This window comes from Streptomyces sp. CB01635 (assembly GCF_002803065.1).
GTDB lineage: Bacteria > Actinomycetota > Actinomycetes > Streptomycetales > Streptomycetaceae > Streptomyces.
Genome location: NZ_NNBL01000015.1, coordinates 81,619 through 108,148, shown reverse-complemented (window position 1 = coordinate 108,148; position 26,530 = coordinate 81,619). Strand labels below are relative to the sequence as shown.

25 protein-coding genes are annotated in these 26,530 nt (G+C 71.3%); 5 read left to right on the top strand and 20 right to left on the bottom strand.

Annotation, left to right across the window (positions count from 1 at the left end; genetic code table 11):
• Nucleotides 1–15: 15 nt before the first annotated feature.
• Together CG723_RS29840 and dapE are read right to left on the bottom strand one after the other, a co-directional pair.
• Nucleotides 16–765, bottom strand: coding sequence for a TIGR00730 family Rossman fold protein (locus tag CG723_RS29840; protein ID WP_100596623.1), 750 nt, complete (start codon nt 763–765; stop codon nt 16–18).
• Nucleotides 766–838: 73 nt separating this feature from the next.
• Complete coding sequence (dapE, locus tag CG723_RS29835) at nt 839–1,918, bottom strand: succinyl-diaminopimelate desuccinylase (RefSeq protein ID WP_100596622.1); 1,080 nt, start codon at nt 1,916–1,918, stop codon at nt 839–841.
• 62 nt (nt 1,919–1,980) lie between these two features.
• Between dapE and CG723_RS29830 the strand changes: the two genes are divergently transcribed.
• Together CG723_RS29830 and CG723_RS29825 are read left to right on the top strand one after the other, a co-directional pair.
• Entirely contained in the window at nt 1,981–2,907 is a 927-nt protein-coding gene (locus CG723_RS29830; RefSeq protein WP_100596621.1) for a heavy metal transporter, read from the top strand.
• A 300-nt stretch (nt 2,908–3,207) separates the two neighbouring features.
• Nucleotides 3,208–3,666, top strand: coding sequence for an ATP-binding protein (locus CG723_RS29825; protein WP_100596620.1), 459 nt, complete (start codon nt 3,208–3,210; stop codon nt 3,664–3,666).
• A gap of 95 nt (nt 3,667–3,761) precedes the next feature.
• Here CG723_RS29825 and CG723_RS29820 read toward each other — a convergent pair whose 3' ends face one another.
• Both CG723_RS29820 and fdxA read right to left on the bottom strand, forming a co-directional pair.
• A complete protein-coding gene (locus CG723_RS29820) occupies nt 3,762–4,865 on the bottom strand; it encodes a bifunctional succinyldiaminopimelate transaminase/glutamate-prephenate aminotransferase (RefSeq protein ID WP_100596619.1) in 1,104 nt (367 codons plus the stop codon).
• Nucleotides 4,866–4,980: 115 nt separating this feature from the next.
• Nucleotides 4,981–5,301: a ferredoxin gene (gene fdxA, locus CG723_RS29815; protein WP_030573070.1), complete on the bottom strand. Its 321-nt coding sequence runs from the start codon at nt 5,299–5,301 to the stop codon at nt 4,981–4,983.
• A 140-nt stretch (nt 5,302–5,441) separates the two neighbouring features.
• Here fdxA and CG723_RS29810 point away from each other — a divergent pair, with 140 nt between their 5' ends.
• Complete coding sequence (locus CG723_RS29810; protein WP_100596618.1) at nt 5,442–6,467, top strand: GNAT family N-acetyltransferase; 1,026 nt, start codon at nt 5,442–5,444, stop codon at nt 6,465–6,467.
• Nucleotides 6,468–6,478: 11 nt separating this feature from the next.
• Nucleotides 6,479–7,321, top strand: coding sequence for a transglutaminase-like domain-containing protein (locus tag CG723_RS29805; protein WP_100596617.1), 843 nt, complete (start codon nt 6,479–6,481; stop codon nt 7,319–7,321).
• 4 nt (nt 7,322–7,325) lie between these two features.
• On the opposite strand, the gene CG723_RS29800 is transcribed toward CG723_RS29805, so the two are convergent.
• The 8 genes from CG723_RS29800 to CG723_RS29765 form a co-directional block, all read right to left on the bottom strand.
• A complete protein-coding gene (locus tag CG723_RS29800; RefSeq protein ID WP_100596616.1) occupies nt 7,326–7,940 on the bottom strand; it encodes a response regulator transcription factor in 615 nt (204 codons plus the stop codon).
• Nucleotides 7,937–9,079 (bottom strand): sensor histidine kinase, encoded by a 1,143-nt coding sequence (locus tag CG723_RS29795; protein ID WP_100596693.1) that lies wholly within the window; start codon nt 9,077–9,079, stop codon nt 7,937–7,939. Before CG723_RS29795 ends, CG723_RS29800 begins: the two co-directional genes overlap by 4 nt.
• A 35-nt stretch (nt 9,080–9,114) precedes the next feature.
• Nucleotides 9,115–9,855 carry an ABC transporter permease gene (locus tag CG723_RS29790; RefSeq protein ID WP_100596615.1) on the bottom strand — a complete coding sequence of 247 codons (741 nt, stop codon included), beginning with the start codon at nt 9,853–9,855 and terminating at the stop codon, nt 9,115–9,117.
• On the bottom strand, nt 9,852–10,772 hold the full coding sequence (locus CG723_RS29785) for an ABC transporter ATP-binding protein (RefSeq protein WP_100596614.1): 921 nt from the start codon (nt 10,770–10,772) through the stop codon (nt 9,852–9,854). The genes CG723_RS29790 and CG723_RS29785 overlap by 4 nt, the downstream gene beginning before the upstream one ends.
• 145 nt (nt 10,773–10,917) lie before the next feature.
• Nucleotides 10,918–12,900, bottom strand: a complete 1,983-nt coding sequence (locus CG723_RS29780) for a hypothetical protein (protein ID WP_199841936.1) — start codon at nt 12,898–12,900, stop codon at nt 10,918–10,920.
• Nucleotides 12,901–13,043: 143 nt separating this feature from the next.
• The gene (locus CG723_RS29775) at nt 13,044–13,523 is read right to left on the bottom strand and encodes a DUF6113 family protein (RefSeq protein ID WP_234374589.1); all 480 of its coding nucleotides are present in this window, start codon (nt 13,521–13,523) and stop codon (nt 13,044–13,046) included.
• Nucleotides 13,523–14,416 (bottom strand): N-acetyl-1-D-myo-inositol-2-amino-2-deoxy-alpha-D-glucopyranoside deacetylase, encoded by an 894-nt coding sequence (gene mshB, locus CG723_RS29770; RefSeq protein WP_100596612.1) that lies wholly within the window; start codon nt 14,414–14,416, stop codon nt 13,523–13,525. Before mshB ends, CG723_RS29775 begins: the two co-directional genes overlap by 1 nt.
• 30 nt (nt 14,417–14,446) lie before the next feature.
• Nucleotides 14,447–14,641 (bottom strand): hypothetical protein, encoded by a 195-nt coding sequence (locus CG723_RS29765; RefSeq protein ID WP_100596611.1) that lies wholly within the window; start codon nt 14,639–14,641, stop codon nt 14,447–14,449.
• Nucleotides 14,642–14,807: 166 nt separating this feature from the next.
• Between CG723_RS29765 and CG723_RS29760 the strand changes: the two genes are divergently transcribed.
• Entirely contained in the window at nt 14,808–16,931 is a 2,124-nt protein-coding gene (locus tag CG723_RS29760) for a S9 family peptidase (RefSeq protein ID WP_100596610.1), read from the top strand.
• A gap of 159 nt (nt 16,932–17,090) precedes the next feature.
• On the opposite strand, the gene CG723_RS29755 is transcribed toward CG723_RS29760, so the two are convergent.
• From CG723_RS29755 to CG723_RS29720, 8 genes are all read right to left on the bottom strand, one after another.
• Complete coding sequence (locus tag CG723_RS29755; RefSeq protein WP_100596609.1) at nt 17,091–18,164, bottom strand: ABC transporter ATP-binding protein; 1,074 nt, start codon at nt 18,162–18,164, stop codon at nt 17,091–17,093.
• Entirely contained in the window at nt 18,157–19,131 is a 975-nt protein-coding gene (locus CG723_RS29750; RefSeq protein ID WP_100596608.1) for an ABC transporter ATP-binding protein, read from the bottom strand. The genes CG723_RS29755 and CG723_RS29750 overlap by 8 nt, the downstream gene beginning before the upstream one ends.
• A 6-nt stretch (nt 19,132–19,137) precedes the next feature.
• The gene (locus CG723_RS29745) at nt 19,138–20,166 is read right to left on the bottom strand and encodes an ABC transporter permease (protein ID WP_100596607.1); all 1,029 of its coding nucleotides are present in this window, start codon (nt 20,164–20,166) and stop codon (nt 19,138–19,140) included.
• The gene (locus CG723_RS29740) at nt 20,159–21,082 is read right to left on the bottom strand and encodes an ABC transporter permease (RefSeq protein ID WP_100596606.1); all 924 of its coding nucleotides are present in this window, start codon (nt 21,080–21,082) and stop codon (nt 20,159–20,161) included. Before CG723_RS29740 ends, CG723_RS29745 begins: the two co-directional genes overlap by 8 nt.
• A gap of 63 nt (nt 21,083–21,145) precedes the next feature.
• Complete coding sequence (locus CG723_RS29735) at nt 21,146–22,780, bottom strand: peptide ABC transporter substrate-binding protein (protein ID WP_100596605.1); 1,635 nt, start codon at nt 22,778–22,780, stop codon at nt 21,146–21,148.
• 84 nt (nt 22,781–22,864) lie between these two features.
• Nucleotides 22,865–24,178, bottom strand: coding sequence for a serine hydrolase domain-containing protein (locus CG723_RS29730; protein ID WP_234374588.1), 1,314 nt, complete (start codon nt 24,176–24,178; stop codon nt 22,865–22,867).
• Between the two features lie 140 nt (nt 24,179–24,318).
• A complete protein-coding gene (locus tag CG723_RS29725; protein WP_100596604.1) occupies nt 24,319–25,446 on the bottom strand; it encodes an ABC transporter ATP-binding protein in 1,128 nt (375 codons plus the stop codon).
• A 12-nt stretch (nt 25,447–25,458) separates the two neighbouring features.
• Entirely contained in the window at nt 25,459–26,520 is a 1,062-nt protein-coding gene (locus CG723_RS29720) for an ABC transporter ATP-binding protein (RefSeq protein WP_100596603.1), read from the bottom strand.
• Between the last annotated feature and the right edge of the window lie 10 nt (nt 26,521–26,530).

The following is a 26,530-nucleotide window of genomic DNA, read 5'->3' as shown; positions in this document are numbered from 1 at the left end:
CCCGCTCTCAGGCGCCTACTTGCCGACTTCCTTGGTCACGAGGGCGATCGCCTCGTCCACGTCGTCCGTGACGTGGAACAGCAGCAGGTCGGCCTCGGAGGCCTTGCCCTGGGCGATGACGGTGTTCTTCAGCCAGTCGACGAGGCCGCTCCAGTACTGCGTCCCGAACAGGACGATCGGGAAGCGCGTGACCTTCGTGGTCTGGACGAGGGTGAGCGCCTCGAACAGCTCGTCCAGGGTGCCGAGGCCGCCCGGCAGGACCACGAAGCCCTGCGCGTACTTCACGAACATCGTCTTGCGGACGAAGAAGTAGCGGAAGTTCAGGCCGAGGTCGACGTACTGGTTGAGGCCCTGTTCGAAGGGCAGCTCGATGCCGAGGCCCACGGAGATGCCCTTGGCCTCGACGGCGCCCTGGTTCGCGGCCTGCATCGCGCCGGGCCCGCCGCCCGTGATGACCGCGAACCCTGCCTCGACGAGCGCTCTGCCGATGGCGACTCCGGCCGCGTACTCCGGCGAGTCCTGCTGCGTGCGGGCCGAGCCGAACACGCTGATGGCGGGCGGGAGTTCGGCGAGCGTGCCGAAGCCTTCGATGAACTCCGACTGGATGCGCAGGACCCGCCAGGGATCGGTGTGCACCCACTCGGAGGGTCCTTCGGAGTCGAGGAGGCGCTGATCGGTGGTGCTCGACTGGACCTGGTCGTGGCGACGGATCACCGGGCCGAGCCGCTGCTCCTTGGGACGCTTCCTGCCCTCGGGGTTGCTCATTCGCTGCTCCCTCCACTGCGTACGTGCAGCAAGGGTAGGTCTACGCGGGTTACGTGCGGGGGACCCCGGAGTGTCAGGCCGTGAGCCAGGAGCGCAGGCGCTCCTCGGCGGCGAGGATCTTGCGGGTGTCCACGCGCTCGTCCCTCTTGTGGGCGAAGATCGGATCGCCGGGGCCGTAGTTCACGGCGGGGACGCCGAGCGCGCTGAACCGGGAGACGTCCGTCCAGCCGAACTTGGGGCGGGCCTTGCCGCCGACGGCCGCCATGAACGCGGCGGCGGCCGGGTGGTCGAGGCCGGGGCGCGCGCCGCCGGTGTGGTCGTCGACCACGTAGTCGTCGATGTCGCAGCCGGCGAAGAAGTCCCGGACGAAGGCCTCGGCCTCCTCGGCGCTGCGGTCGGGCGCGTAACGGAAGTTGACGGTGACCGAGCAGGCGTCGGGGATGACGTTCGTGGCGACGCCGCCCTCGATGCGCACGGCGTTGAGGCCCTCGTGGAACTGGAGGCCGTCGACCACGGGCTTGCGGGGCTCGTACGCGGCGAGGCGTTCGAGGATGGGGGCGGCCTTGTGGACGGCGTTGGACCCCATCCAAGCGCGCGCGGAGTGCGCCCGCTCCCCCTTGGTCGTCAGGATGACGCGCAGGGTGCCCTGGCAGCCGCCCTCGACCTCGCCGTCGGTGCCCTCCAGGAGGATCGCGAAGTCACCCTCCAGCCAGTCGGGGTGGGCCTCGGCCACATGCCCCAGACCGTTGAGGTGTGCGGCGACCTCTTCGTTGTCGTAGAAGACGAACGTGAGGTCGCGGTTGGGCTCGGTGACGGTCTGCGCGATGCGCAGCTGGACCGCGACGCCCGACTTCATGTCGCTGGTGCCGCAGCCCCACAGGATGCCGTCCTCGTCGAGGCGCGAGGGGACGTTGTCCGCGATCGGGACCGTGTCGATGTGCCCGGCGAGGATGACCCGCTCGCCGCGCCCCAGGTTCGTCCGCGCGACGATGTTGTTGCCGTACCGGTCGACCGTGAGGTGCGGCAGGGCGCGCAGGGCCGTCTCGATGGCGTCGGCGAGGGGCTTCTCCTGCCCGCTCGGCGACGCGAAGTCGACCAGCTGGGCGGTGAGCAGCGCGGCGTCCCGCGTGAGGTCAAGGGCGGTGAGGTCCATGGTGTCGACCCTAATGCCCGGCGGCCGAGGGCCCTGTCGGTGGCCTCCAGTACCTTTGACGCGTGCCTGAGCCCCCCACCCTCGTCCGGCGCGGCCGTCTCCTCCGTATCGGGGCGGCCGTCGTGGTGCTGCTCGCTGTCGCCGCGTATCTGATCGTCCAGTACGTCTCGGGTGGCAGACCGGCCCCGCGCTGCACGGTCGTCTCGGGGAACGGCGACGGCGCGTCCTACGAGTTCACCTCCGAGCAGGCGGTGAACGCGGCGACGATCTCGGCCGTCGGCACCTCGCGCGGTATGCCCGAGCGCGCCGTCACGATCGCGCTCGCGACCGCGCTCCAGGAGTCGGGCCTGCGGAACATCCACCACGGCGACCGCGATTCGCTGGGCCTGTTCCAGCAGCGCCCGTCGGAGGGCTGGGGCACGCAGGCGCAGATCATGGACCCGGTGTACGCGGCGGGGCGGTTCTACGAGCACCTGGACAAGATCCCGGGCTATTCGCGGCTGCCGCTGACGGTCGCGGCGCAGCGGGTGCAGCGCAGCGGCTATCCGCAGGCGTACGCGAAGCACGAGCCGGACGCCACGCTGCTCGCCGCGGCGCTGACGGGCCGGGCGGGTGCGTCGCTGACCTGCGAGGGGCGGCCGAGCGGCACGGAGGTCAGGAAGCCGGGCGAGCCGGCGAAGGTGCGGGCGGCACTGATGCGTGACTTCGGGCGCGAGGTGTCGCCGGCGGCCGGCGCGAGCGGACACGACGTGACCGTCCCGGTGCCCGCCACGGTGGACTCGGCCGAGGGCGGGGAGCGGCAGCGCGGCTGGGAACTGGCGCACTGGGCGGTGGCCAACTCCTCGGCGCTGCGCATCGAGCGGGTGTCCTACGCGGGCCGCGACTGGATCGCGGGCGACGCCGGCGGCAAGTGGAGCGGGGCGGCGGCGCAGGCCGCGGCGGGGGCCGGGAAGGGCCTCGGAGAGGTCCGGATCGTCACCGCGCAGTAGTGCGGTTGATAGCTCGATCGGGCGATGTACGTCAGCTGCGGACGACACCCCTCGCGGTTCTTCGCAGGACCCGTGGGCATATGCGGAAATCCCTTGCGGACAAAGGGGCGTAGGCGTTTTACGCCCTCGCGGCACGCGTGGCGTTTGCCCGTTTTTCGCCGCAGATGATAATGCGACACATTGCCAACTCTTTACGTTGCGCGAGCGAAACCTTCGCGACCTTCGAGCGGTAGTCACTGCGTCCGAGCGCCGGGCACCCGACGCCGGACACCACCGTTCTCTCCCGTCTAAGGAGCATCAATGTCCCTCCCCCTGACCCGCCGGATCGCCCGTGCCGCGCTGCTGATCGCAGCGGGAGCGGCTCCCGTGGTCGGAGCGGCCGGATCCGCGAGCGCCGTAGACCTCCCGGCCACCCCGAACGTGGGCAGCCTCACCGCGCTCGACGGCGCGAACGTCGGCAACACCGTCGACGGCGCCGCCCAGAACGTCAGCGGCCTCGCGGGCGACACGGCCGGCAAGGCCGTGAAGAAGGCCGTGCCGACCGCCGGCAAGGCCGTGGGCCGGAGCGCCAAGACGGCCACCCCCGCCGCCCAGAAGGCGGCCGGTGACGTCGCGGGCAGCGCCGGTGACGTGGTCGGCCAGACCGCGGGCACGGCCACCGACGGCGGCCTCCCGACCGACGCGCTCGGCAGCGGCCTGCCCACCGGCGCGCTCCCCGCCACGGGCAAGCTGCCGACGCAGGGCCTGCCGCTCGGCTGAGCATCCGGCACCCAGTGAAAGGGGGCGGGGAGCCTGTGACGACAGGCTCCCCGCCCCCTCCGCTGTGCCGTGAGCTCCGGCTCAAGCGCCCTGGCTCAGGCGCCCTGGCTCAGGCGCTGGACCGCCGCGGTCACGCGCTCGTCGCTCGCCGTCAGCGCCACGCGGACGAAGCGGTCGCCCGCGGGCCCGTAGAAGTCGCCGGGCGCGACCAGGATCCCGAGCTCCGCCAGGTGCGCCACGGTGTCCCAGCAGGACTCGTCGCGCGTCGCCCACAGGTAGAGGCTCGCCTCGCTGTGCTCGATGCGGAAGCCGTGCTTGACCAGAGCCTCGCGCAGGGCCGTGCGGCGGGCGGCGTAGCGCCCGCGCTGTTCCTGCACGTGCTCGTCGTCGCCGAGGGCCGCGACGACGGCCGCCTGCGTCGGGGCGGACGTCATCATGCCGCCGTGCTTGCGGATCTCGAGCAGGTCGCCGAGAACGGCGGCGTCACCGGCCAGGAAGGCGGCCCGGTAGCCCGCGAGGTTCGACCGCTTCGAGAGCGAGTGGACCGACACGATCCCCTCGTACGAGCCGCCGCAGACGTCCGGGTGCAGGACCGAGACCGGGTCCGCCTCCCAGCCGAGCTCGATGTAGCACTCGTCGGAGAAGACGAGGATGCCGTGCTCGCGCGCCCAGGCGACGATCCGGGTCAGCTCGTCCTTGGACAGGACGCGGCCGGTCGGGTTCGAGGGCGAGTTCAGCCACAGGAGCTTGATCCCCGTCGGGTCGAGCTCTGTCGGGTCGTCGTACGAGACGTGGTCCGCGCGGGCCAGGCGGGCGCCGACCTCGTACGTCGGGTAGGCCAGGCGCGGGTAGGCGACCTTGTCTCCGGGGCCGAGGCCCAGCTGCGTCGGGAGCCAGGCCACGAGCTCCTTGGAGCCGACGATCGGCAGGACGTTGCGGTGGGTGAACCCACGCGCGCCGAGGCGCCGCTCGCTCCAGCCCACGAGCGCGTCCCGCAGCTGGGGCGTGCCCCACACCGTGGGATAGCCGGGCGAGTCCGCGGCCGCGATCAGCGCTTTCCGGATCAGCTCGGGCACCGGGTCGACCGGCGTGCCGACGGAGAGGTCGACGATCCCGCCCTCATGGGCGGCGGCCGTCTTCTTGTACGGCTCGAGCTTGTCCCAGGGGAACGTGGGAAGGCGGTCGGAGACTGCGGACACCTGACTCACTTCTTTCGTACGTGTCTCTCGTACGTGCATGCGTACTTGGGTAAACGCCTCGGTCCCGTACGGCGGGTGTGCCGTACGGGACCGGGGCGGTGCGATATGCGGCCGCTTACTGGTTCTGCGGCGGAAGCGCGGCGATGAAGGCGTGGTCGCGCTCGATCAAGCCGAGCTTGCTGGCGCCGCCGGGCGAACCGAGCTCGTCGAAGAACTCGACGTTCGCCTTGTAGTAGTCCTTCCACTCTTCGGGAGTGTCGTCCTCGTAGAAGATCGCCTCGACCGGGCAGACCGGCTCACAGGCTCCACAGTCGACGCATTCGTCCGGGTGGATGTACAAGGACCGGGAGCCCTCGTAGATGCAGTCGACCGGGCACTCCTCGATGCACGCCTTGTCCTTCACGTCGACACAAGGCTGCGCGATGACGTAGGTCACGCTGTCGTTCCTCCTCGGTAGGGCGCGGCGGGCCGATCTGCGGCTCGTCCGCGTGGCGCGCGGGAGCGCGGCGTCGTCGATGCCCGCACCTAGTATCTCCGTTCCTGGGCATGATCCGAACAGGAGGGGTGGAACGAGCTGTGGAATTCACTGCGGGCGGACGGCTCGAGCTTCGCTTGACGGCCTCTGACGTGGGAAAACGTGTCTCTGTGCGACGGCTGACCGAGGTCGGCTCGCCGGGTGCGAAGTTCACCGACACGGTCGGAGTTCTCACATCGTGGAACGACGGTGTGCTGCTCATCACAAAACGGGGCGGAGAGCAGGTCCACATTCCGGAATCGTCCCTGGTCGCGGGCAAGGTCGTGCCGTCCGCGCCCGCCCGGCGCCGCGGGCCCGCCGCGTCGTACGAGGAGCTGGCGCGGGCTGCCGCGCGCGCGTGGCAGCCGGTGGAGAGCGAGCGGCTCGGCGGCTGGGAGCTGCGGGCCGCCGGCGGGTTCACGCGGCGGGCCAACTCGGTGCTGCCGCTGGGCGATCCGGGGCTCCCCCTCGACGAGGCGCTCACACGCGTCCGCGCCTGGTACGAGCGGCGCGGGCTGCCCGCGTACATCCAGACCGCGACCGGCGCCGAGGGCACGCAGGAGCTGCTGTGCGCGGAGCTGGAGGCGCGGGGGTGGGTGCGTGAGGTGAGCGCGGAGATGTGGGTCGGCGGGCTCGCGCCGGTGGCGGACGGCGTGGACCTCGGCGACCGGGTCGGGCTGACGCGGGAGCCGGGCGAGGCATGGCTCGGCCGGTATCAGCGCAAGGGCGCGAGCGAGGTGGCCCTGAAAGTACTGACCACCGGGCCTTCGGTGTGGTTCGCGACCGTTCCGGGAGGCGGCGGGGAGCCCGACGCGATCGGGCGGTGCGTCGTGGACGGGCGGTGGGCCGGTTTCGCGGCGGTCGAGGTGGCTCCGTCGCGGCGGCGCGAGGGCCTGGCGTCGGCCGTGATGACGGCGCTCGCGCGCCGCGCGCTGGAGGAGGGCGCGTCGGCGGCCTGGCTCCAGGTGGAGGCGGACAATGAGGGGGCCCGGGCGCTGTACGGGCGGCTCGGCTTCGCCGCGCACCACGCGTACCACCACTACCGTGCCCCGGAACCGGACCGGGACCCGGATTCGGCCGGACACTGAGCGAGGCACGTATGTCCCCCCACATCTCCCCCCGCTCCGAGGAGCTGCGTCGGCGGTTCGCCGAGGAGGCGCGGGCGGAGCGGCCCGATCTGTCTCAGCTGTGCCTGCTGGTGGCCGCCGAGGCGGACGGCTCGCTCGACGAGGCCGGGATGGACGCCGTCCAGATGGACCTCGACCGCCTCGCCGGGCAGGTGCCGTTCCGTCCCGGCGGACCGCGGGCGTGGGCGACGGCGCTGGCCGAGCTGCTGGGGTCCCGCTGCGGTTTCCGTGGCACGCCGGGCGACTACGAGCGGCTGGAGTCCTCGCTCCTGCACGAGGTGGTGCGGCGCAGGCGGGGGCTGCCGATCCTGTTGTCGGTGGTGTGGATGGAAGTCGCGCGGCGGGCCGGGGCGCCGGTGTACGGGGTGGCGCTGCCGGGGCACTTCGTGGTCGGGTTCGGACCCGCGCAGGATCAGGTGCTCGCCGATCCGTTCGACGGCGGCCAGGTGCTGACCGGGGCGGACGCGGAGCTGCTCGTGGCCGGCGCGACGGGGGCGCCGCTGAACGCGTCGATGCTGCAACCGGCCGATCCGCTGGACGTCGTGCTGCGGATCCTGAACAACATCCGCGCGTGGGCGGCGACGCGGCCGGAGCGTTCCGACGTGGCGATGTGGGCGGTCGAGCTGTCGCTGCTGCTGCCCACGCACCCCGCCCGGCTGCGCTACGAGCGGGCCCAACTCCTCGTCCGCAGCGGGGACTTCCTCGCGGGGGCGGCGGAGCTGGACGCGTACGCGGAGGTGGTGGGCGCCGTGGACGCCCCGGCCGCCGAGACCGTACGCGCGCAGGCGCGGGCGGCCCGGGCGATGCTGAACTGACCGGCTACAGCCACCCCTTCTCGCGGGCGATCCGTACCGCCTCCGCCCTGTTGCGCACGGCGAGCTTCTGGATGGCCGTCGAGAGGTAGTTGCGGACCGTGCCCTGGGACAGGTGCAGGGCCGCCGCCAGCTCGGCGTTGGTCGAGCCGTCGGCCGCCGCGCGCAGGATCTCGCGTTCGCGGTCGGTCAGCGGGTTGGCGCCCTCGGCGAGCGCGGCGGCCGCGAGGGTGGGGTCGATGACGCGCTCACCGGCGAGCACTTTGCGTACGGCGTCGGCGAGTTGGGCCGCGGGGGCGTCCTTGACGAGGAACGCGTGGGCGCCGGACTCCATCGCCGTACGGAGATAGCCGGGGCGGCCGAACGTGGTGAGGACGACCACCTTGAGGGCGGGCAGGTGCTCGCTGAGCTGGGCGGCGGCCTCGATGCCGGTCATGCCGGGCATCTCGATGTCCAGGAGCGCCACGTCCGGGCCGTGGGCGCGGGCCGCCTCGAGGACCTCGTCGCCGCGCGCCACCTGGGCGACGACCTCGATGTCGGGTTCGAGGCCGAGGAGCGCCGCGAGGGCCTCCCGCACCATCGACTGGTCCTCCGCGAGCAGGACCTTGATCTGAGCGCTCATGCGCCGGATCCTACGGAGCCCACCGGCACCCGGGCCACCAGCAGGAACCCGCGGTCCCGCCCGGGCCCGGCATCCAGGGTGCCGCCGACGCCCTCGACGCGTTCGCGCAGGCCCGTCAGGCCGTTGCCCGGAACAAGGCTGCCGCCCGCCGCGGCGCCGGCCCCGTCGTCCTCCACGGTCAGCTCCATGACGGGGCCGCCGAGGGTCTGGCGGAGGGCGATGCCGACCGTGCAGCGGTGGGCGCCGCTGTGCCGTACGGCGTTGGTGACGGCCTCGCGCAGGGTCCAGGCGAGGGCGGCCTCCTGTTCGGCGGGCAGGTCGTCGGGGGCGTCCGCAGGGACGTCGGCCTCGATGCCTGCGGCGGCCAACGCGGCGCGTGCGCCGGCCAGTTCGGTGCTTAGGCGGGGGCGGCGGTAGCCGGTGACGGCCTCCCGGACGTCGACGAGTGCCTGGCGGCTGACCTGCTCGATGTCGGCGACCTCCTTGCCCGCCTTCTCGGGGTGGTCGGGGAGCATGCGGCCGGCGAGCTCGCTCTTGAGCGTGATCAGGGAGAGCGAGTGGCCGAGAAGGTCGTGCAGGTCGCGGGCGAGGCGCAGCCGCTCCTCGTTGGCCGCGAGCTGGGCGACGGTGGCGCGCGCCCGGCGCAGTTCGACGGTCGTGCGCACGAGTTGCCGTACGCCCGTCATCGCGAAGCCGCCGAGGAGGGCGGGCACGACGAGGCCGAGGTCCCAGCCTCGGCCGAGCGGGATCCCGAGGAGGACCATCGCGGCCGTGACCGCGACGATCGACCAGCGGGCGTACCGCATGGGCAGCACCGCCCCGCACGACACGGAGACGTACACGAACAGGACGAGCCAGGGGGCGCCGAGCGTGAGGGACATGACGACGGCGACCGCGGCGAGCGCCCCGAGGATCGCGGCCAGCCGCCCCCGGCCCATGGCGCGGGCGGTGTGGCGGAAGACGAGGGCCAGGTAGACGCCGACGAAGGCGACCAGGCCGAGCCAGCCGAGCGCGGTGGCCCAGGCCGTGTGGCCGCCGTCGACGAGGTCGTCGATCGGATCCGCCATGAAGACCAGCCAGATGCCGATCCACAGCAGCTTGCGCAGGGCCTCACGGCGGTTGCGGGGCGACTGCCCCATGCCGGTGAGCCTGATCTCGTCCGGCGTCTTGGCGTTCACGCCTTCAGGGTGTCCTTCCGGTACAGCCAGGCCGCGCCGCCTGCGAAGACCAGGAAGTACGCGACGATCAGCGTGACGTCCTTGGCGTGCGGGGCGTTGCCCAGCTCGATGGCCTGGCCGAGGGCAGCGTACGCGTGTGTGGGCAGCCACGACGCGATGTCGCTGAGCCACTGCGGGAAGCCGGTCGAGGGGAACCAGAGGCCGCCCAGGATCGACAGGCCGAAGTACACGATCATCGTGATGGGGCGGACGGCGTCGCCGGTCGCGAGGTAGCCGATGGCGACGCCGAGCGCGGCGAAGCAGAGGCTGCCGGCCCAGATCGCGACGACGAGGGCGAGCCACTGCCAGGCGTCGAGGCGTACGCCCTTGGTGACCGCGGCGACGACGAAGACGACGACGATGGACGGCAGGCTGACCACGGCCGCGCTGGCGGTCTTGGCGAGGACGTAGCCGCGCCCGGGGAGCGTCGTCAGGCGCAGCTGGCGCACCCAGCCGCTCTCGCGCTCCTTGGCGATGCGCTCGCTGTTGCCCATGAGGACGGCGGTCAGGGCACCGAAGGACGCCATCGACACCATCATGAACGCGGCGAGGTTCAGGCCGGTGCCGTCGACCATGGTCGAGCTGTCGGAGCTGCCCGCGATGAGCAGGAACAGGACCGACGGGTAGACGACGGAGAAGAACAGGAACTTCTTGTTGCGCAGCGCCCGGGTGATCTCGAGCTTGATCAGGCTGTTCATGACGTCCTGGCCTCCTCGGCCGTGGTGATGGCTACGAAGGCCTGCTCCAGGCCGAGGCCCGCGACCTCCAGGTTGCGCGGGTAGACGCCGAGTCCGTACAGGGCGTGCACGGTGGCGTCGGCGTCGCTCGACTGGAGGCGGACGGTGCGGCCCGACACGTCGAAGGTGGTGAGGAACGGCAGGGCGCGCAGGGCCGGTTCGTCGATGTCGCCCTCCAGGTCGAAGGCGACCTTGCGGGCGCCCGCCTTGGCCTTGATCTCGGCGGCGGTGCCGTCGGCGAGGAGGCGGCCGCGGTGCAGGACGAGGACGCGGTCGGCGATCGCGTCGGCCTCCTCCAGGTAGTGCGTGGCGAAGAGGACCGTGCGGCCCTGGTCGGCCTGTTCGCGCATCGTGGCCCAGAACGCCTGGCGGGCCGAGACGTCCATGCCGGTGGTCGGCTCGTCGAGCACGATGAGGTCGTTGGCGCCCGCGGTGGCGAGGGCGAAGCGGACGCGCTGCTCCTGACCTCCGGAGAGCTTGTTGACCTTGCGGTCGGCGATCTGCGTGATACCCGCCCGGGACAGCACCTCACCCGGCTTGAACGGCTTGGGGTGCAGGGCGCAGGCGAGCTTCACGAGCTCGGCCACGGTGACCTCGTCCATGAGGCCGCCGCTCTGCAGCATGGCGCCGACGCGGCCCTGGACTATCGCGTCCCGGGGGCTGGTGCCGAAGACGCGGACGGTACCGGTGTCCGCCGGGCGCAGCCCGAGGAGGAGGTCGAGGGTGGTGGACTTGCCCGCGCCGTTCGGGCCGAGAAGGGCGACGGTCTCGCCCGGGTGCAGTTCGAGGGTGAGCCCGTCCACGGCCCTGACGTCCCCGTAGCTCTTGCTCACCTGCTCGAAGCCGACCACCTCGGTGGCCTGTGCTGTCGTTGTCATGGCATCCATGCTGACGGGTGGCGGCGGGTGCCCGGCAGTGTCGGCAGGCCGGTGTCCGGGATGACAGATGTCATGTCCGCGGGCGGCAGCACAGCGGGCGGGCCCCCATGAAGGGGACCCGCCCGGTATGTGACGTACGTGCCGGCTAGCCCGGGTTGGTCTCGATGGTCCCGGTGCGCTCGGCGGGCGTCTTGCCCTTGAGCGCCTGCCGCATTGCGGCAGCCACGTCGTTCGGGTTCACCGGCGTCTTCTTGCCGGTGCCGCGCGTGATGAGGATGCCGTCGAACGTGTTGCCGTACAGCTTCTTCAGGGCCGGCAGGTCGTAGACGTCGACGAGCTTGCCGTTGACCGCCTTGACGCCGAGGATCTGCGGCAGCGACTTGGCGGGGCCGAACGGGATCTGCGCGTTGCCCGCCTTGATGACGACGTTCGCGGACATGGCGGGCTGCGCGAACTCCTTCATCATCCGGTCGACCTCGGCGTTCGAGACGGTGGGCCTGCGGGTCGTCGTCGCCATCGGCACGGCCCGCGCGGCGCCCGTCTCCACGTGCGCGCGGTACGCCTCCTCGACGGACGAGGAGGAACGGGCGACGTCGATGCCCTTGCCCGTCTTTCCGTACACGGCGATGGCCTTGCCCGGGACGAACCTGATCGTGCCGTCGCCCGTGGAGGCGTCGCCTGCGGCCCGTTCGAGGGCGGCCCGGAGCTTCTCCTCGTCCACGGGCATGACCGGCTCGACGACGCGTTCGTTGCCGAACAGCGAGCCGATCACGGAGACCGGGTTGTAGTCGCTGCCCGCGGCCGCCGCCACCGTCGCCGTGCTGTCCAGGCTCAGGCCCGCCTGGTCCGGCCTGAGCGGCACGGACCTGCCGTCGACCGACAGCTGGAGCGGGTCGGTGGTGCGCTTGCCGAAGGCGGTGTCGAGCTTGGCCGCGGCCTCGTCACGCGTGCCGCCGCCGATGTCGACGCCGAGCACGGTGGTGCCCTTGGGCACGTCCGAGTGACTCATCAGCAGTCCGGCGCCGTACGCGACACCGACCAGGCCCACGACACCCGCGCCCACGAGGACGAGCTTGTTGCGGCCCTTCTTCTTGCGGGGCGCGGCCGGGGCGCTCTGGCCGACGGGGTCGGGGAGCTTCGGCGGGGTGTGCGGCAGCGGGCCTTCGGGGCGCGGGCCGGGCGCGAACGGCGCGTTCGGTCCGCCGAGGCCCGGCCGGACGACCGGGATGCCGCTGGTCAGCGTCTCACCGGAGACATGGCCGCCCGGGCCCGGCTCGGGCGCGGGCTTCTGCGGCGTCAGGATCGCGGTGTCGTCGCTCATCTGCGGCGGCCGCTGACCGCCGGGAGGGCCGCCGGCGGGTCCGCCGAGGGGGCCGCCCACAGGGCCGCCCATAGGACCTCCGGGAGGGCCGCCGACAGGTCCGCCGGGGCGTGCCATCGGGTTGTCGCCGCCGGGGCGCGCCATGGGGCTGTTGCCGCCGACGGGTCCCGTGGTCGGTCCCGCGGGGCCGCGCGGGGGGACGCCGGGGCCGGTGCCGTCGGCGTTCCCGGCGAAGTAGGGCAGGTCTCCGCGGTGCGGGTCGCCGGAGCTCCCGGGCTGCGGCGGACGGCCGTGCGGCGCGGCGGCGCCGCCCGACTGGCCGGGCACCGTACCGGAGTTGCCCGGAGCGGGAGCGTCGGCGGAGCCGCCCCGCTGAGGCGGGCCCGACTTGCGCGGCGCGAACCAGTCGCTCGTCTTCTCCTCCGCGGCCGGTGCGCCCTGGCCGTCACCCGAAGGAGCCGTCCGGGGAGCAGGAGGGGCCGGGGTCTCGGGTGCCGGGACCGGCGCGGCGGCCGGGTCCGGGGTGGCGGGTCCCGCGTCCACGTCGCTCATGGGCGTGCGCATCACTACGGGGGGGATGGGGCGCGATCCGGGGATGTTGATCCGGATCCGCGTCGTCAGCGTGGTCTCCGTCTTGCGTTCCTCGGGGACCGGCCGGCCCTCGGCGGGCTGCCCGGCATCGCCGGGCGCACCGTCGCCGGACCCGGCGCCCTGGGCGGGGGTGCCGTACGGAGGCGTCCCCGAGGGGTACGCGGCACCGCCGCGCCCCTGGGGCCCGGAGGACGAACTGTCAGTTTCACGGCTCAAAGCAGGTTCTCCCGGTTGGCTCCGCCGCCCGTCTCGACCTCACGCGGGCTGCTCGGCGGCGCGCACCACCATACTGGCCGCGGCCGGAACGCATCCGGTGACCGCCGACGAAATCCGTACGGGGCACGGGCCGAAGTGGTACGTCACTTCCCAAGTCGGGCGGCGGGTCGGGGTGGTTGCCGCGGCAGACCAAGGGTGGCGCACATCACAGCGACGGCCATCCCGCCGAGAAGGAACAGATAGGAGGCGGTTCCCGCGCCGAAGAGGAAGTCGCCCTCGGGCCTGGTCGACGTGAGCAGGATGACCGTGACGGCCCAGCCCACGGCGGGCGCGACGGCCCCGCCCCGGGTGCCCGTCGCCCGCGCCCCGCCGAGGAACGCGCCGGCCGCGCCGAGCAGCGCGAGGAGCAACCCGCCCGGAAACAGGCCGCCTTGGACCAGGGAACCCGCCACCCCGACAAGTGCGCCGAGCACGAGGAGCCCCGCCAGCACGGCGATGCGCCCGGCGTCGGGGCCGGTCCCCACCGGCTGGACCGCCGGGCCGGCCGGGGGCTTCGCGGCGCCGCTCGACGCCGCCGCCCGCCCGGACTTGGCCGGGTTGCCCGACTTTCCTGCGCCACTCATCACGCCACCACTCCCGCGAACAGGTCCGTCTCGTGAGGCGCCGCCGCCTCGCCCCGCGCCAGCTCGTAATACTCCACGTCGAAGACCGGCTGGGCGAGCCCGTTCGACAGGGCGAAGACCGGCTCGCCGCCGGGTGCGATCTCGACCTGGGTGGCGTGGGCGCGCATCGCGGCGGTCTTGGCCGCGGCGAAGGCCCTGCCGTCGATCTCGGCGGTGACCCGCTCGTCGTCGACGACGCCCGGTACGTCGCCGATCTCGGCCGCGGTCCCGTACGGGGTCGAGCCGAGGACACCGGCCAGCCAGCGGAAGCGCTCCTCGACCACGGAGCGGGGCACGCGGTTCCAGTAGATCTTCGAGACGGCGTGGGTGTCGCCGAGGTCCCGGCGGAACGCGGGCTCGGCCGCGAGCTCGGCGGCGCGCATGGCGACGCGATGGGCCTTGATGTGGTCGGGATGGCCGTAGCCGCCGTCCGGGTCGTAGGTGACCAGGACCTGGGGGCGGACCTCGCGGATCACCTCGACGAGATGGGCTGCGGCCTCGTCCAGGTCTGCGGCCCAGAAGGCGCCGGGCCGGTCGTTCTGCTCGGCGCCCGTCATCCCGGAGTCGCGGAAGCGTCCGGGGCCGCCGAGGAAGCGGTGATCGGTGACCCCGAGCTCCTTCATGGCGGCGGTGAGCTCGCCGATGCGGTGCGGGCCGAGGATGTCCTCGCGGTCCGGGGCGAGGTGCGCGAGAACGTCCGGGATGACCTCGCCCTCCTCGCCGAGAGTGCAGGTCACCAGGGTGACGTGGGCACCGTCGGCCGCGTACTTGGCCATGGTGGCGCCATTGTTGATCGACTCGTCGTCGGGGTGCGCGTGCACGAGGAGCAGACGCCGGTCGGGCAGTTCCGTCATGCGCCCCAGCCTAGGACGTCATGACTGGCCCTAGAACTTGATCCCGCCGATCATGCCCGCGACGTTCGTCGTGAGCTCGCTGATGGTGGGGGCGATGGAGGAGCTGGCGAGGTAGAACCCGAGCAGGACGCAGACGATCGCGTGTCCGGCCTTCAGACCCGACTTCCTGATCAGAATGAAGACGATGATCGCGAACAGCACCACTGCCGAAATCGAGAGTGCCACAGCGGTCCACCTCCCTTGACCCGAGTCCAACTGCCGTACGCCACGCGGGAACCGAGCGGTTCCTTACCCACGCAGCGCTATGGATCATAACTATCCGTCCCGCCGCATGAGTCGGTGCATGGCAGCAAGGGGGGCGCACGGCGGCACGGCCCCATAGGGTCGGGGGATGACCACCGAGCCTCTCTCCTTTCCGCGCCAGCACGCCCGCACCCAGCGCTTCACGCTCGGCGCACCACGGGCGTTCACGGTGGCGCCCGACGGCGAGCGCGTCGCCTTCCTGCGGTCCGGATCCGGTACCGATCGGGCGAACGCCCTGTGGGTCCTCGATGTGACGTCCGGCGAGGAGCGGATCGCCGCCGATCCCCGGGCCCTTCTGGGCGGTGCCGCGGAGGATCTGTCGGACGAGGAGCGCGCACGGCGCGAGCGCAGCCGCGAGGGCGCCGCGGGCATCGTCGCCTATGCGACGGACGCGGCCGTGGAGCTGGCCGCGTTCGCGCTGTCCGGCCGGCTGTTCACGGCGGAGCTGCGTGCGGGCACGACCCGCGAACTCCGCGTCCCCGGACCGCTGATCGACCCCCGCCCGTCTCCGGACGGCCGCCATGTCGCGTACGTGTCCGGGGGCGCCCTGCGCGTCGTCGGCGCCGACGGCGAGGGCGACCGGGCCCTCGCCGCTCCGGGCGAGGACGAGGCGTCGACCGTCACGTACGGGCTCGCGGAGTTCATCGCGGCCGAGGAGATGGGGCGCTCGCGGGGCTTTTGGTGGTCGCCCGAATCGGACCGGCTGCTGGTGGCCCGGGCGGACGACGCGGCGGTGCGGCGCTGGTGGATCGCGGATCCGGCGCACCCGGACCGCAAGCCTGCCCGCAACGCGTACCCGGCGGCGGGCACGCCCAACGCGGAGGTGCGGCTCTTCGTCATCGGTCTGGACGGGGAGCGCACGGAGGTGTCGTGGGACCGGGCGAGGTACCCGTATCTGGCGCGGGTGCACTGGTCGGCCGACGGGGCGCCGCTGATCCTCGTACAGGCCCGTGACCAGCTCAGTGAGCTGTATCTCGCGGTGAACGTCGGCGACGGTTCGACGCGGATGGTGCACGCGGACGAGGACGGGCAGTGGCTGGAGCTGTTCCCCGGTGTGCCGTCGTGGTCGCCGAGCGGGCAGCTCGTGCGGATCGCGGACGAGGGCGGGGCGCGGGTCCTCGCGGTCGGTGAACGGCCGCTGACCGGGCCGCAGTTGCATGTGCGGGCGGTCCTGGACGTGGGCGAGAGCGACGTGCTGATCTCGGCGTCCGCCGGCTCGGCGGCGGCGGTCCGGGAGACGGGCGAGGTGCATGTGTACCGGGTCAACGAGCTGGGCGTGGAGCGCGTCTCGGACGAGCCGGGCGTGCACTCCGCGGTGCGCGCGGGCGGCGTGACCGTCCTGGCGTCGGCGCACACCGACGAGCCGGGCACGCGGGTGCGGGTGATGCGGGACGGCAAGCAGATCGCGACGGTCGCCTCGCACGCCGAGCGCCCCTCACTGAGCCCCCGCCTGACGCTCACAGAGGCGGCCGGCATCCCGTGCGCCGTCCTGCTCCCGTCCTCGTACGAGCAGGGCGACGGGCCGCTGCCGGTGCTGCTCGACCCGTACGGCGGCCCGCACGGGCAGCGGGTGCTCGCCGCGCACAATCCGCATCTGACGTCGCAGTGGTTCGCCGACCAGGGCTTCGCGGTGGTCGTCGCGGACGGCCGCGGCACCCCCGGCCACTCCCCCGCCCGGGAGAAGGCGGTCCGCGACGACCTCACGATCACGCTCGACGACCAGATCACGGCGCTGCACGCGCTGGCCGACGCCTTCCCGCTCGACCTGAACCGGGTGGCGATCCGCGGCTGGTCGTACGGCGGCTATCTGGCGGGGCTCGCGGTCCTGCGCCGCCCCGACGTCTTCCACGCGGGCATCGCGGGCGCCCCGGTCACGGACTGGCGGCTCTACGACACCCACTACACGGAGCGCTACCTGGGCGACCCGAAGGCCGCGCCGCAGGTGTACGAGAAGAACTCGCTGGTCACCGACGGCGGTCTGGCCGAGGCGGCGGAGCAGCACCGGCCGCTGATGATCGTGCACGGCCTGGCCGACGACAACGTCGTGGTGGCGCACAGTCTGCGCCTTTCGTCGGCACTCCTCGCCGCGGGCCGGCCGCACGAGGTGCTGCCGCTGTCGGGCGTGACGCACATGACGCCGCAGGAGCAGGTCGCGGAGAATCTGCTGCTGCTCCAGGTGGACTTCCTGAAGCGCTCGCTGGGACTGGCCTAGAAAGGCGACCGGCCGGAGCGACATGGCGCGCTCCGGCCGGTCCACGGCACCCGCACGGCCGTACGCTGTTCAGCCTGACGCGTTCGTATATCGGTGCCGCGACGGTCAAGTTGCCTGCGTGTTAACGAAGTTGATGTGCATTTGTCATGACACGTACGCCTACTCGCTGGGGACGACGCGCTTCTCCTCGGCGAAGTGGCAGGCCGAGTCGTGCTTCGCCGGTGACTCCCCGATGCGGAACACGGCGGGCACCGCGAGCGCCGGAACCTCCAGTTCGCACCGCTCCTGCGCCTTCCAGCAGCGGGTGCGGAAGCGGCAGCCCGAGGGCACGTTGGCCGGGGACGGCACGTCACCGGTGAGGATGATCCGCTCGCGGTGCTCGCGCGCCTCCGGGTCGGGGACGGGCACGGCGGACAGGAGCGCCTGGGTGTAGGGGTGCGTGGGGTGTTCGTAGATCTGCTCGTCGGTGCCGGTCTCGACGATCCGCCCGAGGTACATGACGCCGACCCGGTCGGAGATGTGGCGGACGATCGACAGGTCGTGGGCGATGAAGACGTAGGAGAGGTCGAACTCGTTCTGGAGGCTGTCGAGCAGGTTGATGACCTGCGCCTGCACGGAGACATCGAGTGCGGAGACCGGCTCGTCGGCGACGATGATCTCGGGACGCAGGGCGAGGCCGCGCGCGATGCCGATGCGCTGGCGCTGGCCGCCGGAGAACTGGTGCGGGTACCGGTTGATGTACTCCGGGTTGAGCCCGACCACGTCCAGGAGGTCCTGCACCTTGCGGCGCCGGTCGCCCTTGGGAGCGACCTCGGGGTGGATCTCGTACGGCTCCCCGATGATGTCGCCGACCGTCATGCGCGGGTTGAGGGACGTGTACGGGTCCTGGAACACCATCTGGATGTTGCGGCGTACGGCCTTCAGGGCGCGCCCGGACAGCTTGGTGATGTCCTCGCCCCTGTACTTGATCTGCCCGGCGGTCGGCCGCTCCAGGTTGACCAGCATCCTGGCGACGGTCGACTTGCCGCAGCCGGACTCGCCGACGATGCCGAGGGTCTCGCCCTCGCCGAGCACGAAGTCGACGCCGTCGACGGCCTTGACCGCGCCGACCTGCTTCTTGAACAGGATCCCCTGGGTGAGCGGATAGTGCTTGACCAGGCCGCTGACCTCCAGGATCGGCTCACGGGCCGGCACGGGGGCGGCGGCGTGCGCCTCTTTCGCCAGGTCAGCCATCGAGCGTCTCCTTCCAGAAGTAGCAGGCGCTCCGGCGCGTCGGGCTCACCTCGAAGAGCGGGGGAACGTCCGCGCGGCACACGTCCTGGGCCATCGGGCAGCGCGGGTTGAAGGCGCAGCCGGGCGGGATGTGCATCAGGTTGGGCGGCAGGCCCTTGATCGCGTACAGCTCCTGGCCCTTCTGGTCCAGGCGCGGGATCGATTCGAGCAGGCCCTTGGTGTACGGGTGGGCGGGCGCCTTGTAGATCTCGTGCACGGGCGCCGTCTCGACGATGCGGCCCGCGTACATGACGGCGATCTTGTCGGCTACGTCGGCGACCACGCCCAGGTCGTGGGTGATGAGGATGAGCCCCATGCTGAGTTCGCGCTGGAGCTCGGCGAGCAGCTCCATGACCTGGGCCTGCACGGTGACGTCGAGGGCGGTGGTGGGCTCGTCGGCGATGATCAGGTCCGGTTCCAGCGCGAGCGCCATCGCGATCATGATGCGCTGGCGCATGCCGCCGCTGAACTGGTGCGGGTACTGGCCGACCCGCTCCTTGGCCGCCGGGATCCTGACCCGGTCCATCAGCTCGACGGCCTTGATCTTGGCGTCCTTGCGGGACATGCCCTTGTGGACGGTGAACAGCTCGCCGATCTGCGCGCCCACGGACAGGACGGGGTTGAGGGAGCTGAGCGCGTCCTGGAAGATCATCGCCATCTTCGCGCCGCGGACCTTGCGCCGCTCGTCCTCCTTGAGCTTGAGGAGGTCGGAGCCCTGGAAGAGGATCTCACCGCCGGTGATCTTCCCGGGCGGCATGTCGAGGATGCCCATGATCGCCTGCGCGGTCACGGACTTGCCGGACCCGGATTCGCCGAGCACGGCGAGGGTCTCACCGGCCTCGACGGTGTAGTTGACCCCGTTGACGGCCTTGGCGACGCCTTCGCGCGTACGGAACTCCACCTGCAGATCGCGCACTTCGAGCAGCATGGGCGCCTACCTCAGCTTGGGGTCGAGGGCGTCGCGCACCGCGTCGCCGAGCATGATGAACGCGAGCACGGTGATCGCGAGCGCGCCGGCGGGCCAGAGCAGCATGTGCGGGGCGTTGCGGATGTACTGCGACGCCGACGAGATGTCGATGCCCCAGCTCACGGTGGGCGGCTTCAGACCGACGCCGAGGTACGAGAGCGTGGCCTCGAGGGAGATGTACGTGCCGAGCGCGATGGTCGCGACGACGATGACCGGCGCGATCGCGTTGGGCAGGATGTGCCGCAGCATCATCCGGGAGTTGGAGGCGCCGAGCGCCCGCGCCGCCTGCACGTAGTCGTTCTGCTTCGCCGTGATGACGGAGCCGCGGGCGATGCGGGAGAGCTGCGGCCAGCCGAGCAGCACCATGAACCCGATGACCGGCCAGACGGTGGAGCTGGTGACCACGGACAGGAGCACCAGGCCGCCGAGGACGACCGGGATCGCGAAGAAGACGTCGGTGATGCGGGACAGGATCGCGTCCCACCCCCCGCCGAAGAACCCGGCGAGCCCGCCGAGAACGCTGCCCAGCAGGGCGACGCCGACGGTGGCGCAGACGCCGACGGTGACCGAGGTGCGGGCGCCGTACACGGTGCGCGTGTAGACGTCGCAGCCCTGGCCGTTGAAGCCGAAGGGGTGGCCGGGCTGGGAGCCCTCCTGCGCCTTGGCGAGGTCGCAGGAGAGCGGGTTGCCGGAGGCGATCAGCGAGGGCCAGATCGAAATGATCACGAGGAAGACGATGATCAGGCCCGAGATGATGAAGATCGGGTTGCGGCGCAGATCGCGCCAGGCGTCCGACCAGAGGCTTCTCGGCTTGCCTTCGGGGCCGCCCGGAGCCCGTCCGCCGGAGGCGGCTGACGGTTGCTGCTCCAAGGTCGTCCCCTCGCTCGTGGCGAGGTCCATGGCGCCGCCCGCGCCCGTGGCGGCGATGGCCCCTCCGTCCTCCGGGACGCGGCCCCCGCCGGACAAGTAGGGCTCCGGCGGCTCGGGTTCAGGCATAGCGGATCCTCGGGTCGAGTACGGCGTACAGAAGGTCGACGATCAGGTTGGCCGCCAGGAAGACGAGGACGAGTACGGTCACGAAGCCGACGACGGTCTGGGTGTTCTGCCGGAGGATGCCCTGGTAGAGCTGGTAGCCGACGCCGTGGATGTTGAAGATCCGCTCCGTGACGATGGCGCCGCCCATCAGGGCGCCGATGTCGGTGCCGATGAAGGTGACGACCGGGATCAGCGAGTTGCGCAGCAGGTGCCGGACGATGACGCGGCGGCGCGGGAGGCCCTTGGCGATGGCCGTACGGACGTAGTCGGCGCGGCGGTTCTCGGCGATCGAGGTCCTGGTGAGCCGGGTGACGTAGGCGAGGGAGACCGAGGCGAGCACGAGGCCGGGGACGATGAGTTCGGAGAACGTCGCCTCGGTGGACACCGCGGGTTTGATGATCCCCCACTCGACGCCGAGCAGAAGCTGGAGGAGCAGGCCGGTGACGAAGGTCGGGACGGAGATGACGACCAGGGTGAGCAGCAGCACGGTGGTGTCGACGGGACGGCCGCGGCGCAGCCCTGTGACGACGCCGAGCGTGATGCCGATGACGATCTCGAAGAGGATCGCCACGACGGTCAGGCGGATCGTCACGGGGAAGGCGGCCGCCATCAGTTCGGTGACCTTCTGGCCGTTGAACGCGGTGCCGAAGTCGCCGGTGAAGACGTTCCCCATGTACGTCAGGTATTGCTGCCAGACGGGCTTGTCGAGGCCGAACTCCTTCTCGAGCTGAGCGGCCGTGGCGGGATCGCACTGCTTGTCGCCGCAGAGTCCCGCGATGGGGTCGCCCATCACGTTGACCATCAGGAAGATGAGCAGCGTCGCGCCGAAGAAGACCGGGATCATCTGCAGCAGACGCCTGATCACATAACGTCCCATACGGGGCTCCGGAATCGGGGGGAGCGGCCGCCCGTCAGTCCCCGGGCCGCCGCTCCCCGGGCGTCATTTGACCTTGATCTCGTTGTAGACCGGAACGCTGAACGGGTTGAGGGCGACGTTGGAGACCTTGTCGGAGTAGCCGGCACTGCCGTTCTGGTACCAGAGTGGGATGGCCGCCATGTTGTCCCTGACGACGCCTTCGGCCTGCTGGAAGATCTTGACGGCCTTGGCGCGGTCGGACTCGGCGTTGGCCTGGTCGACGAGCTTGTCGAACTCCTTGTTGGACCATTTGCCGTCGTTGGACGAGGCGTTGGTGTAGTACAGCGGCTGCAGGAAGTTCTGGATGAGCGGGTAGTCCATCTGCCAGCCGGCGCGGAACGGGCCCGTCATCTTCTTCTGCGTGATCTTGTTGCGGAAGTCGGCGAAGGTGCCGGTGGGCAGGCCGACGCAGGCATTGTCGTTCCCCAGGGCGTTGTTGATGCTGTTGCAGACGGCGTCGACCCACTCCTTGTGGCTGCCGGTGTCGGCGTTGTAGCCGATCTTCACCTGGCCGCCGGGGATGCCGCCGCCCTCCTGGACCAGCTTCTTGGCCTCGGTGGGGTTGTAGTCGCACCCGTCGCCGCACAGCCCGTCCTGGAAGCCGCCGTCCTTGCCGAGGACCGGCGAGGTCCAGTCCGTGGCCGGGGTTCGGGTCTTCTGGAAGATCGTCTCGGTGATCTGCTTGCGGTTGATCGCCATCGACAGGCCCTTGCGGACCTTGTCGCTGTCCGCCTTGTTCCACGCGGGATCGTAGAACGGGAAGGCGAGCGTCTGGATGATGCCGGCGGGGGAGTTGATGTACCGGCCGCCGAGGTCGGCCTCGACGTTCTTGAGCTGCGAGGCCGGGACGTCGTCGACGAGGTCGAGGTTGCCGGCCGTCAGGTCGGTGTACGCCGTGTTGTTGTCGGTGTAGACCTTCAGGTCCACGCCACCGTTCTGCGCCTTGTCGGTGCCCGGGTAGGCGTCCCACTTGCGCAGGGACATCTGGGAGCCCTTGGTGTAGCTGTCGATCGTGTACGGGCCGTTGCCGACCGGCTTGCTCACCCACGCGTCGTGGTCGTCGAAGAAGGCCTTGGGGAGCGGGGCGAAGGCCGCGTAGCCGAGGGTGTCGGGCCACAGCGAGAACTTCTGGCTGAGCTTGACCGAGAAGGTGAGGGGACCGGTGACCTTGAGCCCGGACAGACTGGTGGCGCTGGGGGTGCCGGAGTCGGGGTGGACCTTGTCGTAGCCGTCGATCTGGCCGAAGAAGTAGGCGTTCTTCTGGTTGTTCTTCAGGTCCGCGCCGTAGTTCCAGGCGTCCACGAAGGACTTCGCGGTGACCTTCTCGCCGTTGGAGAACGTCCAGCCGTCCTTGACCGTGATCTTGAAGTTGACCGAGTCCGTCGTCTCGATCTTGTCTGCGAGCATGTCCTCGGCAGCGCCGGTCTTCGGGTTGTACCGCTTCAGGCCACGGAAGACCATGTCCAGGACCTTGCCGCCCTGTACCTCGTTCGTGTTCGCGGGTTCCAGCGGGTTCTGCGGGTCACCCCAGGACGAACGGACGATCCCTGAGCCGTCGCCACCACTGCCGCCGCTGTCGCTCCCACCACCACAGGCCGTCGCCGCGAGAGCGACGGCCACCGCGCATACGGCCCACTTGGCGTGCGTGGCTCCACGCATGGAGTGCCTCCTCGGAGTGCTTCTGGGTCCGCGCCTGACGGCACTTAGGCCCAAATATCACCCCCGAAGAGACATAACGCACTTTCAGTCCGCCCGTACGAGCCCCAGTTCGCACGGGTGGGTCAGCAGGTTGCCGATCAGCCCCTCCCGGTCGCCCTCCTTGTAAACACGGGCCACCCCGGTCAGCCGCCCCTCGTCCAGCCGCAGTTCCAGACCGAGCACCGGACCGCTGACCCTCGCGTCGGCGGTGGGGAGTTGTACGGGGAAGGAGCCGCGCAGGGCGAGGGTGGCCGTGGCGTCGACGGAGGCGGTGGCGCTCTCGTCGCCGGTGGCGAGTTCGGCCCGGGCGCCCGGCAGGATCCGCAGCCGCAGCGGGACCTCGCCCTCCGGCGTCGAGGCGTGGCCCGCCCACTCCCCCTCCTGCAGGGTCAGCGGGCGCGCGGGCACGGAGAACACCGGTGAGATCAGTTCGGGCCTGAACCCGGGCACCAGCTCGCCCAGGACGTGGGCGACGACCGCGTCACGGGCCGCCTTCGCCGTCGTGTTCGTCAGGACCGCCACCGACAGGCCCGGTTCCGGCGCCGACACCGCCATCACGGCCACGCCGCCCATGCCTCCGCCGTGGCTCACCAGGAGCGGCCCCTCGCCGCGCGAGACGCACCAGCCGAGGCCGTACCCGAGGTGCTCGCCGATCGGGACGGCGTCGAGGACCGCGGCGGCCGTCTCCGGCTTCAGGAGCCGCGGCCAGGACTGGGCGAAGAGGGCGAGCTGAGATGCCGTCGCCCAGCCGAGCGTGGCGCCGGGATGGCTGGTGCGCAGGCCCTGGGGATAGGGGCGCCCGTCGGGGGTGTAGCGGGTCGCGGCGCCCGGGCAGTGCGTGGCGATGCGGAAGCCGTCGAGCCCGAGCGGCCCGAGGACCCGCTCCCGGGCGTACGTGGCGAGGTCCTGTCCGGTGGCGTCCTCCAGGTGCCGGCCGAGGAGCCGGTAACCGAGGTTCGCGTACTCGAAGCCGGAGCCGGGCGCGCGCTGGAGCCGTGTGTACGGCTCCGCGTCGATGGCCGGCTCGCCCTCCTCGCCGTAGTGGAAGTCGTAGTGCGCGCCGAGCCCGCCCCGGTGCCGCAGGAGCTGACGCGGGGTCGCGCCGAGGGGTCCCGGCGCGTCCAGGTCGAGCACCCCCTCGTCGGCCGCGACGCAGACCGCCGCGGCCGTGACCGGCTTGGTGACGGAGGCGAGGGCGTACGGGGTGCGGACGGTGGCGGGGATCCGCGCGCCGGTGTCGGCGAGCCCGTACGCCTCGGCGCGGATCACCTCGCCCCGCACGGCGACCGCGACCGAGACGGACGGGCATCCGTACCCCGCCATCGCCTCCGCGCACCGCACCTCAAGGTCGTCCAGCATGTGTGGCCCCTCTCGCTCGCCCGCTCGTTCCTGGATCATCGCCCACACCAGGACCGTCATGACCACCCGCCCGGATACGCCGACGGCCCGTCACCGGCGTGTCACCGGTGGCGGGCCGTGGTCGGCCGGAGCGCGGACGGTCAGGCGTCCTGGCCGGACGCGTCCTCGAGGGCCGCAAGTGCCGGGTCAAGAACGATGTCCTCGCCGCGGTCCTCGGTGGTCGGCTCCTCCGGGAAGTGGCAGGCCGTCAGGTGACCCTCGCGGTTGCCGGAGATCTGGACGAGCGGGGGCTCCTCCGTGGCGCACTTGTCCTGCGCCTTCCAGCAGCGGGTGCGGAAGCGGCAGCCCGACGGCGGGAAGATCGGCGAGGGGACGTCGCCCTGCAGACGGATGCGCTCGCGGTCCTCGGCACCCTCGAGCTCCACCTCCGGCACGGCCGAGAGCAGCGCGTGCGTATAGGGGTGGCGCGGCCCGTTGTAGATCGAGTCGCGGTCGCCGATCTCGACGATCTTGCCGAGGTACATGACCGCGACGCGCTGCGAGAAGTGCCGCACGATCGCCAGGTCATGGGCGATGAACAGGAACGCGATCCCGAGCTCGTCCTGGACCTTCTTGAGCAGGTTGACGACCTGCGCCTGGATCGACACGTCGAGCGCGGAGACCGGCTCGTCCGCGATGATCAGCTTCGGGTTCAGGGCGAGGGCGCGGGCGACGCCGATGCGCTGGCGCTGACCGCCGGAGAACTCGTGCGGGAAGCGGTTGTAGTGCTCCGGGTTGAGGCCCACGGTCTCCAGGAGTTCACGGGCGCGCTTCTCACGGCCGCCGGGCGGCTCGATCCCGTTGACCTCCATCGGCGACTTGATGATCGTGCCGACCGTCTGCCGCGGGTTCAGCGACGAGTACGGGTCCTGGAAGATCATCTGGATCTCGGAGCGCACCGGCGCGAGCTGCTTACGGCTCGCCTTGGTGATGTCCTGACCCTGGTACGTGATCCTGCCGCCGGTGGGCTCCATCAGCCGCGTGATCAGCCGGCCGGTGGTCGACTTGCCACAGCCGGACTCGCCCACGAGGCCGACGCTCTCGCCCGCGTGCACGCTGAGGTCCACGCCGTCGACGGCCTGGACGGCGCCGACCCTGCGCTTGATGGGAAAGCCGCCGTAGATCGGGAAGTGCTTGGTCAGGCCCTCGACGTGGAGCAGCGCCTCGCCGGTCCCTGCGGGCTCTTCGCCAGGTCCCTGCTGCTTGGGAAGGGTGACGTTGTCAGTCATGTCGTGTACTTCCTAGCCGAGCCGGGGCTTGATCCGGTCGATGAAGATGGTCTGCCGCTGCTCCGAGGTGAGGTGGCAGGCGGCGGCACGGCCGTCCGCGAGCAGCGGACGCTCGGTGGTGCAACGGCCGCCGGACACCTGGTCGGGGAAGCCGCACCGCGGATGGAAACGGCAGCCCGTCGGCGGGTTGAGCAGGGAGGGCGGGGCGCCCGGGATCGGTGTGAGCGCCTCGTTGATGTCGCCGCCGAGGCGGGGCATCGACGAGAGCAGACCCCAGGTGTACGGGTGCTGCGGCGTGCGCAGCACTTCGCTCACCGAACCGCGCTCCACGGCCCGGCCCGCGTACATCACGAGCAGGTCGTCGGCCATCTTGGAGATGACGCCGAGGTCGTGCGTGATGAAGACGATGGCGGAGCCGAACTCCTGCTGGAGGTCCTTGAGCAGGTCCAGGATCTGCGCCTGCACCGTCACGTCGAGCGCGGTGGTCGGCTCGTCGGCGATCAGCAGGTCGGGGTCGCAGACCAGGGCCATGGCGATCATCGCGCGCTGGCGCATGCCGCCGGAGAACTGGTGCGGGTAGTCGTCGACGCGCTGCTTCGGCTGCGGGATGCCGACCTTCTCGAGCATGTCGATGGCGCGGATCCTGGCGTCCTTCTTGGAAGCACCGGTGTGCTTCATGAAGGGCTCCATGATCTGGCGGCCCACCGTGTAGTACGGCGACATCGCGGTGAGCGGGTCCTGGAAGATCATCGCGGCCTTGTTGCCGCGGACCTTCTCCAGTTCCCTCTCGGTCGCGGTGACGAGCTCCTGGCCGTCCAGGATGATCTCGCCCTCCACGGTGGTGGACTTCTTGTTGTGCAGCCCGAGGACCGTCAGGTTGGTGACGGACTTGCCCGAGCCGGACTCGCCGACGATGCCGAGCGTCTTGCCCCGCTCCAGGTCGAAGGAGAGCCCGTCGACCGCCTTGACGATGCCGTCCTCGGTGGAGAACTGCACCCTGAGGTCACGGACCGAGAGGAAAGCCTCCGAACCGGTCGGGGCCGGGCTGTCCTCGGTCTTGGTCACAGTGGTCACGGTCGTTCTC